This is a genomic window from Collinsella aerofaciens (genome assembly GCF_015560135.1).
GTDB classification, from domain to species: Bacteria; Actinomycetota; Coriobacteriia; order Coriobacteriales; family Coriobacteriaceae; genus Collinsella; species Collinsella aerofaciens_AN.
On sequence record NZ_JADMRH010000015.1, the window covers coordinates 43,187 to 51,952 of the forward strand.

Below are 8,766 nucleotides of genomic sequence, written 5' to 3' on the forward strand. Positions count from 1 at the left end.
CCTTTCATCCTCTTTTGCCTGATCGTTCGCCTAACAGTCTTGAATATTGTTGACGGTTCGTCAATACTGTTTTTGACACAATGTCAACAATAACGGGTGAACGGCGTGGGGGCATGTCGAGCCCGTAAAAAGAGGGGCGCTGCGTGCCTGCCAGGTTGCGGCAAGAGAAGGGACGACTATGATTCTCAACGGACCGGGGATTAGCTACACCGAGCCCGATATCGGTGCGGAGTTTGTGCCGCCGCTGCCGGAGCATCCGCGCGAGGCCATCGTCAAGCTGTGCGAGCACTGCACTAACCGCCTGCTGCATCGCGACGAGCTGCTGGGCTACGAGTACTGGTCGTTTGCCGAGGCCGCGACTGACGAGCAGGCCGAGGTACTCTGCAAGATGAAGATGCGCCGTCCCTACACGCTGCCCGAGATGGTCAAGCTCACCGGCATGCCCGAGGCCCAGATCGAGAAGATGCTCGACGATATGAGCTACACGGGCCTGCTCGAGTACAACTGGGAAAATCCCGAGCGCGCCAAGCAATGGGTGCTGCCCATGCTGGTGCCGGGTTCCGCCGAGTTCCTCAACATGCGCGTGAGCCAGCTCGAGGAGCATCCGGTCTATGCTAAGTTCTTTGAGCAGGCGTCCAAGGGACCGCTGTCCAAGGCCACGCCGATGGTGCCGCCCGGTGGTGCCGGCATCGGCATGCATGTCATTCCGGTCGAGAAGGCCATCGATGCCGCGAGCACGTCGGTGCCGATCGAGCATATCGAGCACTGGCTCGACAAATACGAGGGTAAGTATGCCGCTAGCACCTGCAGCTGCCGCGCAAGCCGTCGCGTGATGGGCGAGGGCTGCGCCGACGACCCGGCCGATTGGTGCATCGCCGTGGGCGATATGGCCGACTACGTGGTCGAGACCGATCGTGGCCATTACGTGACCCGCGACGAGGTCTACGACATCCTGCGCCAGGCCGAGGACAACGGCTTTGTGCACCAGATCACCAACATTGACGGCGAGAACAAGATCTTCGCCATCTGCAACTGCAACGTCAACGTGTGCTACGCCCTGCGCACCTCGCAGCTGTTCAACACGCCCAACCTGTCGCGCTCGGCCTATGTCGCCAAGGTCGAGAAGGACAAGTGCGTGGCCTGCGGTCGCTGCGTTGAGGTGTGTCCGGCCGGCGCCGCCAAGCTGGGCCAGAAGCTCTGCAGCAAAAAGGCGGGCGGACAGGTGCCCGAGTATCCGCGCCAGGAGCTGCCCGATGCCACCAAGTGGGACCACACCAAGTGGTCGCCCAACTACCGCAACGACAACCGCATCGAGACGCATGAGTCCGGCACCGCGCCCTGCAAGACGGCCTGCCCCGCGCACGTTGCCGTTCAGGGCTATTTGAAGCTCGCGGCTCAGGGTCGCTATGACGAGGCCCTAGCACTCATTAAGCGCGAGAACCCTCTGCCCGCTATCTGCGGCCGTGTGTGCAATCGCCGCTGCGAGGATGCCTGCACCCGCGGCCGTGTGGACGCCGCCGTGGCCATCGACGAGGTCAAGAAGTTTATCGCCCAGCGCGATCTTGATGCCGCGACCCGCTATGTCCCACCCGTGGTGACGCCGACGCGCGCCGGCGGCTTCGATCAGAAGATCGCCATCATCGGTGCCGGCCCGGCCGGTCTGTCCTGTGCCTTCTATCTGGCCGAGAAGGGCTACAAGCCCGTCGTGTTCGAGAAGAACGAGCGCCCGGGCGGCATGCTCACCTATGGCATTCCCAGCTTTAAGCTGGAGAAGGACGTTATCGAGGCCGAGGTCGAAGTTATTCGCCTGATGGGTGCCGAGTTCCGCTATGGCGTGGAGGTCGGTCGCGATGTGACGCTCGACGAGCTGCGCGCGCAGGGCTTTAAGGCCTTCTACGTTGCCATTGGCTGCCAGGGCGGCCGCCTTGCGGGCATTCCGGGCGAGGGTGCCGAGGACGTGACCGTGGCCGTCGACTTCCTTCGCGAGGTTAACAGCGGCAAGATCGATTCCCTGTCCGGCCGCACCATTGTGGTGGGCGGCGGCAACGTGGCTATCGATGTCGCGCGCAACGCCTGCCGTCTGGGTTCCGAGCACGTTGAGATGTTCTGCCTGGAGAGCGATGCCCAGATGCCTGCCAGCGAGGAGGAGCGTCGCGAGGCCATTGAGGATGGCGCGCACATCAGCTGCGGATGGGGCCCCAAGGAGATTCACCTGGACGAGGCCGGTCGCGTGTGCGGCATCACCTTCAAGCGCTGCACGCGTGTCTTTGACGACGAGGGCCGTTTTGCGCCCGAGTACGACGAGAACGATCTGCGCCGTGTCGATGCCGACCGTGTCGTCATGTCGATTGGCCAGTCCATTGTGTGGGGCGACCTGCTGGCTGGCTCCAAGGTGGAGCTCGGCCGCGGCCAGGGCGCCCTGGCCGATCCCCAGACTTACCAGACCGCCGAACCCGACATCTTTGTGGGCGGCGACGTCTACACCGGCCCCAGCTTTGCCATCGATGCCATTGCCGCCGGCCACGAGGCTGCCGTGTCCATCCATCGCTTTGTGCAGCCGGGCTCCACGCTCACCATCGGCCGCAACCAGCGCCGCTACACCGCGCTCGACCGCGACGATGTCGTGATCGAGAGCTACGACAACGCGAGCCGCGAGGTTGCGCATGTGGACCGCGAACGCGAGAAGGCTGCGCCGTTTAGCGAGTATGTTGAGACCTTTACCGAGGAGCAGGTGCGCGCCGAGACCGCCCGCTGCCTGGGCTGCGGCGCCTCGATCGTCGACCCCAACAAGTGCATCGGCTGCGGCCTGTGCACCACCAAGTGCGCGTTCGACGCCATCCATCTGGATCGCGACCGCCCCGAGTGCTCCACGATGGTCAAATACGAGCAAAAGCTTCCAAGCCTGGGCAAGTACGCGCTCAAGCGCGCCATCAAGATTAAATTCGGGAAGAAGTAAGAAACGCAACAAGCAGGAGAACGGCGCAGAGAGCGGTTGGACAGCGAGCGAGTCCCAGGCGTGGCGAGGTGCCTTGAAAGAGGAGGGCATAGGGCTTTTGCCCATGCCCGACGATTGAAAGGCAGATCGCCCGTCTGGGGCTCGCGCAGCGTCAAGCCGACCGCCGTTCGGTAGAACGGCGGAAGGAATTAAAAGTGCACGAGCTCGGAATCGTCTATCACATCATTCGCGATGTTGAGAATGTGGCGCGCGCTCATGGCGTGCGTCGCGTTTCGAGCGTCACGCTGCTGCTGGGCGAGGTCTCGGGCGTCGTCCCCGATCTACTACTCGACGCTTGGCGCTGGGCGGCGGATAAAAAGCCTATCGCGCAGGGCGCGGAGCTTATCGTGGAGCCTGTCGACGCCGTGACGCATTGCGAGGCGTGCGGCCGCGACTACGCGACGGTCGAGCACGGCAAGACTTGCCCCCATTGCGGCAGCGGTGAAACATACCTGCTGCAGGGCCAGGAGATCATGATCAAACAGATCGAGACCCCCGACGAGGACCCGGCAGACGCTGCTCCTGACGGCCTCTCCGACGCCCCCGATGCCGTCGACGCCGCCAACCCTCTCCACATCGCCTAACATCTAATGTCTACATGGGCTAGAGTTCTAAACATATTTGCTTCGGTTAGTCAAGTCATGTCTGTTTAAACAAAATGGTGGCACGCAGACGCATTGGGATTCACCTAAAAGCGGTCTTAACGAACGGTGCACCTTTATATGTCTTTGAAAACAATCAGCAAATCACGTTTTAGCAGGCAATGAGCTGTAAACCAGCAATGTAATCGATTTGTAACAAACTTAGACGTTTAAACAAATAATCCAACCTTTTGCGAATTTAGCTATAATTCCACAATCCAAACAGGTATACTCCTTTCATGTCGTGTAGGAAATACGTAGACAAAAAGGAGGTTATGTGATGGTAAGTATTGTTCTTGCTAGCCACGGGGACTTGGCAGCTGGAATCAAGCAGACGGGCTCGATGGTCTTTGGCGATCAGCCGTCTGTTGCCGTGGTCTCGCTCGAGCCGAGCATGGGCCCCGACGATTTCCGTGCCAAGGTCGAGGAAGCAGTCGCTTCCTTCGAGGACCAGGAGCAGGTGCTCTTCCTCGTTGATCTGTGGGGCGGCACGCCGTTCAACCAGATCAGCGGACTCATCGAGGGCCACGATTCCTGGGCTATCGTCACCGGTGTCAACCTGCCTATGCTCATTGAGGCATATTCGCAGCGCTTTGACGCAAAGAACACTGCACATGCGATCGCAAAACATCTCGTGACTGAGGCTAAGGCTGGCGTGCGTGTCAAGCCCGAGTCTCTGGAGCCCGAGGAGAAGAAGCCGGCTGCGGCCGCCGCTGCTCCTGCAGGCGCCATCCCTCCGGGAACGGTCATCGGCGACGGGCACATCAAGATTGCCCACGTCCGTATCGACACCCGTCTGCTGCATGGTCAGGTGGCCACCACGTGGACCAAGCAGATCAACCCCAACCGCATCATCGTGGTTTCCGACGGCGTTGCTCACGACGAGCTCCGCAAGACCATGATCGAGCAGGCTGCCCCTCCGGGAGTCCATGCCAACGTCGTGCCCATCAAGAAGATGGCCGAGGTCGTCAAGGACACGCGCTTTGGTGACACCAAGGCCATGCTGCTCTTCGAGAACCCGCAGGATCTGCTCAAGGCCATCGAGGCCGGCGTCGACATCAAGGAAGTCAACATCGGTTCCATGGCTCACTCCAAGGGCAAGGTCGTCGTCACCAACGCCGTCGCTATGGGCGATGATGACGTTAAGACTCTCGAGGCCCTCAAGGCCAAGGGCGTCAAGTTCGAGGTCCGCAAGGTTCCTTCGGATTCCTCCGAGGATCTCGACGCCATGTTGAAGAAAGCTAAGGCCGAACTGGCCGCTCAAGCATAGTAAAGGAGGGTCCGATACATGTCTGCAATCACTATTCTGCTTGTTGCGATTGTCGCGTTGCTTGCCGGTATGGAAGGCATTCTGGATGAGTTCCAGTTCCATCAGCCGCTCGTGGCATGCACGCTTATCGGTCTCGTAACCGGTCACCTTCAGGAGGGCATCCTCCTGGGCGGTTCGCTCCAGATGATGGCCCTTGGCTGGGCTAACGTCGGCGCCGCTGTCGCGCCTGACGCCGCTCTGGCCTCGGTCGCTTCTTCGATCATCATGGTGCTCGCCCTCAACGGTGGCGCCACCGATTCGGCCAAGGCCGTTACCACCGCTATCGCCGTCGCCGTCCCACTGTCGGTCGCTGGTCTGTTCCTGACCATGATCTGCCGTACCATTGCTACCGCTATCGCTCACGCCATGGACGGTTGCGCCGAGAAGGGCGACTTCTCCGGCATCGAGCGCTGGCAGTATGCTGCCATCCTCATGCAGGGCCTTCGTATCGCCATCCCGGCAGTGCTTCTGTGCGTCATCCCGGCCGAGGCCGTTACCAACGCGCTTAACGCTATGCCCGACTGGCTGTCCGGCGGCATGGCTGTCGGCGGCGGCATGGTCGCTTCCGTCGGTTACGCCATGGTCATCAACATGATGGCCACCAAGGAGACCTGGCCGTTCTTCGTCCTCGGCTTTGTCCTTGCTGCCATCCCTCAGCTCACGCTGATCGCCCTTGGTCTCATCGGCATCTCCCTTGCCCTCATCTACCTTGGCCTTAAGGATCTGGCCAAGCAGGGTGGCGGCATGGGCGGTGGCTCCGGCGACCCGCTCGGCGACATTCTGAACGATTACGAGTAGGAGGGGAGTGATACATATGGCAGAGAACAAGATTCAGCTCACCAAGGCTGACCGCAAGAAGGTTTGCTTCCGTCATCAGTTCCTTCAGGGCTCGTGGAACTACGAGCGTATGCAGAACGGCGGCTGGTGCTTCGCAATGATCCCTGCGATCAAGAAGCTCTACACCGGCAAGGATGACCAGATTGCCGCTCTTAAGCGCCACCTGGAGTTCTATAACACCCACCCCTATGTTTCCGCCCCCGTCATTGGCGTTACCCTCGCTCTCGAGGAGGAGCGCGCCAACGGTGCCCCGATTGACGACGTCGCCATTCAGGGCGTCAAGGTCGGTATGATGGGCCCGCTCGCCGGCGTCGGCGACCCCGTCTTCTGGTTCACCCTTCGCCCGATTCTGGGCGCTCTGGGCGCTTCCCTGGCCATGTCCGGCAGCATCGTCGGTCCGCTGCTGTTCTTCTTCGCGTGGAACATCATCCGTTACGCTTTCCTGTGGTACACGCAGGAGTTTGGCTACAAGGTCGGCTCCTCCATCGCCAAGGACCTCTCCGGTGGTCTGATGGGCAAGGTCACCGAGGGCGCTTCCATCCTGGGTATGTTCATCATCGGCGCCCTGGTCGAGCGCTGGGTGTCCATTTCCTTCACCCCGATCGTCTCCACGGTCAAGCAGTCTGCTGGCGCCTTTATCGACTGGGCTAGCCTGCCCTCCGGTTCCGAGGGTATCAAGGAAGCGCTGACGATGTACAACTCCGTCGGTGCTACCGCCCTTGATCAGATGAAGGTCACCACGCTTCAGGCCAACCTCGATCAGCTCATCCCCGGCCTTGCCGCCGTGTGCCTGACCCTGCTGGTCTGCAAGCTCCTCAAGAAGAAGGTCAGCCCGATCGTCATCATCCTGGCTCTCTTCGCCGTCGGCATCATCGGTCGCTTCTGCGGCTTCATGTAAGCACGCTTCGGCTTAAGACCGAGAGTAGCTAGACAAGGGCTTTTGAGCCATTGAAACGGACCGCACCCGGTGGGTACACTGGATGCGGTCCGATTGTTTTATTTGGAGGGCGAGGCGCGCATGGCGCAATCTCAGAACAGCACGGTCGATTTGGCAACGCCGGCAACCTGCCTGATGGGGCTTACCAGCCACGGTAACGTGATGGTGGGCAATAAGGCGTTTGAGTACTATAACGAGCGCAATCCCGAGGATTATATTCAAATCCCGTGGGATGAGGTCGACTATATTGCCGCCGAGGTTTTGCGCGGCACCAAGAAGATCACGCGTTTTGCCATCTTTACCAAGGATAACGGTCACTTTACGTTTTCGACGCGCGACGACAAAGAGACGCTTCGTGCGGTCCGCAAGTACGTCGACGAGGATAAGCTCGTGCGTTCGCCCGACTTTATCGATGTGACCGCCAAGGGCGCCAAGAGCATCCCTTCCGTTATCAAAAACCTCTTCCACAAAGGCAACTAGCTCTTCACAAGTTGCGGTGAAACAGTTCCTAAATACGGCTTTAGATGCTTCAGACAGGAACTATTCCACCGCAACTTCGAAGTCTAGTCATGCGACGTATTGCGATGCAGTAAATCTGCTACACTAGTACAACATGCCTCCGTAGCTCAGGGGATAGAGCACCGCTCTCCTAAAGCGGGTGTCGACGGTTCGAATCCGCCCGGGGGCACCAGGAAAATCGCAGGTCAGGAGTTATTTTTGCTTCTGACCTGTTCTGGTTTTGGGGCTAAGAACCGCTTCCGTTTGTAAATCTGGTAAGTAAATATTATGACTTCCCGAGTTTTCCACTGAAAACAGGAAATCACCATTTTGGGGATAAAAGTTTTCAACAGCTGTCAGTCGGTTCCATTTTGGTGAAGCGCTTCCCCCTTTTGGGTAAATTATTTCACCATTTTGATGATTCGGTAGCTTCGAATTCTTTGATAAAACGCCTGTTCAGAAGCTTGTGCTATACCCATTTTGGTGAAACCAATTAATAGAGAAATATACTATAAAGAAATAGGGACGGCGATGCCGTCCCCTTCGCTCGCAAAGCTCGCTGCGCGGTCACGTGCCGTGACCTTGCCGCCGGCTACGCCGTCGATTGATACGCTCACTGCGTTCGCTGATTGATAGACTAATCCGTTATATCGGTGACACCAGTCATAAGTGCAGCGATTGACATGTTGAATCCATTGGCAATTTTACAGATGTTGGAAAGACTGACATTTCTTCGTCCGACCTCTATCGAGGCGTAGTAAGACCTGTCCATGTCGATACGGTTCGCAAATTGCTCTTGTGAGTAACCAAACTTTGATCTGAGTTTTTTGCAGCGTAGACCAAAGGATCGTTGTAGTGGCGAGATATCCATGACAAAAAGAGTCATGGATTGTTGTATAAAAGCCAACGGACTATATACAACAATCCCAGTTGAGGCGCATAATTATCTCTATTGGAAAGCGCTCTGATGCCCAGTCGGATAGGGCACGGAAAAGGAATGGAACAGCACAATGACCCAGGGAAAGCGCTTCGCTGCCGGTGGCGATCACTTCGCCGCACTGCCAAACAAAAAGTTTCACGCCCCGAAGGGGATCGCGCGTCTGACCGTCACCGCGGCGACCATGGCCGCCATGACCGGATCGAGCCTCATCTCACCGTTCACGGCATTCGCCCAGACCGGTGACGGGGGCACGCAGCACCCCGCCGTGATGTCGCCGATCGCCGCCCACGCCGGCGCGGCATCCGGTACCGGCGCGAAATCCGCCGCACAGACCATCGCGGACCTGCAGAAGGCAGTCAACGAGGCGAAGGCGAAGGAGGACGCCGCCAAGGCAGCCTACGATGAGGCCGCCGGTCCCTACAACGAGGCGGCTTCCGCCCGCGACCAGGCCAAGGCATCCTACGATTCTGCAGTCAATGCCGGCACGGCAGCCGACCGAGCGGCAATGGACGAGTACGCCCGTCAGGTCGCGGAGGGCAAGGACGCCGCCGATGCCGCCGGCAAGGACCTCGAGCAGGCGAAGGCGGGTCTCGCAGACGCCAAGGCGGA

At 59.2% G+C, this 8,766-nt stretch carries 7 protein-coding genes, 1 tRNA gene and 1 pseudogene; 8 read left to right on the forward strand and 1 reads right to left on the reverse strand.

Features of this window, described 5'->3' with window-relative positions; translation table 11 throughout:
- Positions 1-178: 178 nt before the first annotated feature.
- The 7 genes from I2H19_RS07140 (at position 179) to I2H19_RS07170 (ending at position 7,410) form a co-directional block, all read left to right on the forward strand.
- Positions 179-2,956, forward strand: coding sequence for an FAD-dependent oxidoreductase (locus tag I2H19_RS07140; protein ID WP_195622188.1), 2,778 nt, complete (start codon positions 179-181; stop codon positions 2,954-2,956).
- A 194-nt stretch (positions 2,957-3,150) separates the two neighbouring features.
- Entirely contained in the window at positions 3,151-3,579 is a 429-nt protein-coding gene (locus tag I2H19_RS07145) for a hydrogenase maturation nickel metallochaperone HypA/HybF (protein WP_195622189.1), read from the forward strand.
- A 337-nt stretch (positions 3,580-3,916) separates the two neighbouring features.
- Positions 3,917-4,906: a PTS sugar transporter subunit IIB gene (locus I2H19_RS07150; protein ID WP_148332486.1), complete on the forward strand. Its 990-nt coding sequence runs from the start codon at positions 3,917-3,919 to the stop codon at positions 4,904-4,906.
- A gap of 18 nt (positions 4,907-4,924) precedes the next feature.
- Positions 4,925-5,743, forward strand: coding sequence for a PTS mannose/fructose/sorbose transporter subunit IIC (locus I2H19_RS07155; RefSeq protein ID WP_006235195.1), 819 nt, complete (start codon positions 4,925-4,927; stop codon positions 5,741-5,743).
- Between the two features lie 16 nt (positions 5,744-5,759).
- The gene (locus I2H19_RS07160) at positions 5,760-6,680 is read left to right on the forward strand and encodes a PTS system mannose/fructose/sorbose family transporter subunit IID (protein ID WP_195622190.1); all 921 of its coding nucleotides are present in this window, start codon (positions 5,760-5,762) and stop codon (positions 6,678-6,680) included.
- 120 nt (positions 6,681-6,800) lie between these two features.
- On the forward strand, positions 6,801-7,199 hold the full coding sequence (locus I2H19_RS07165) for a DUF956 family protein (protein ID WP_006235193.1): 399 nt from the start codon (positions 6,801-6,803) through the stop codon (positions 7,197-7,199).
- A 135-nt stretch (positions 7,200-7,334) separates the two neighbouring features.
- Positions 7,335-7,410, forward strand: a tRNA-Arg gene (locus tag I2H19_RS07170).
- Positions 7,411-7,854: 444 nt separating this feature from the next.
- Here I2H19_RS07170 and I2H19_RS07175 read toward each other — a convergent pair.
- Positions 7,855-8,103, reverse strand: a complete 249-nt coding sequence (locus I2H19_RS07175) for a helix-turn-helix domain-containing protein (protein ID WP_195622191.1) — start codon at positions 8,101-8,103, stop codon at positions 7,855-7,857.
- Positions 8,104-8,347: 244 nt separating this feature from the next.
- Here I2H19_RS07175 and I2H19_RS07180 point away from each other — a divergent pair.
- Positions 8,348-8,766: pseudogene (locus tag I2H19_RS07180) on the forward strand (CAP domain-containing protein); the annotation flags it as partial.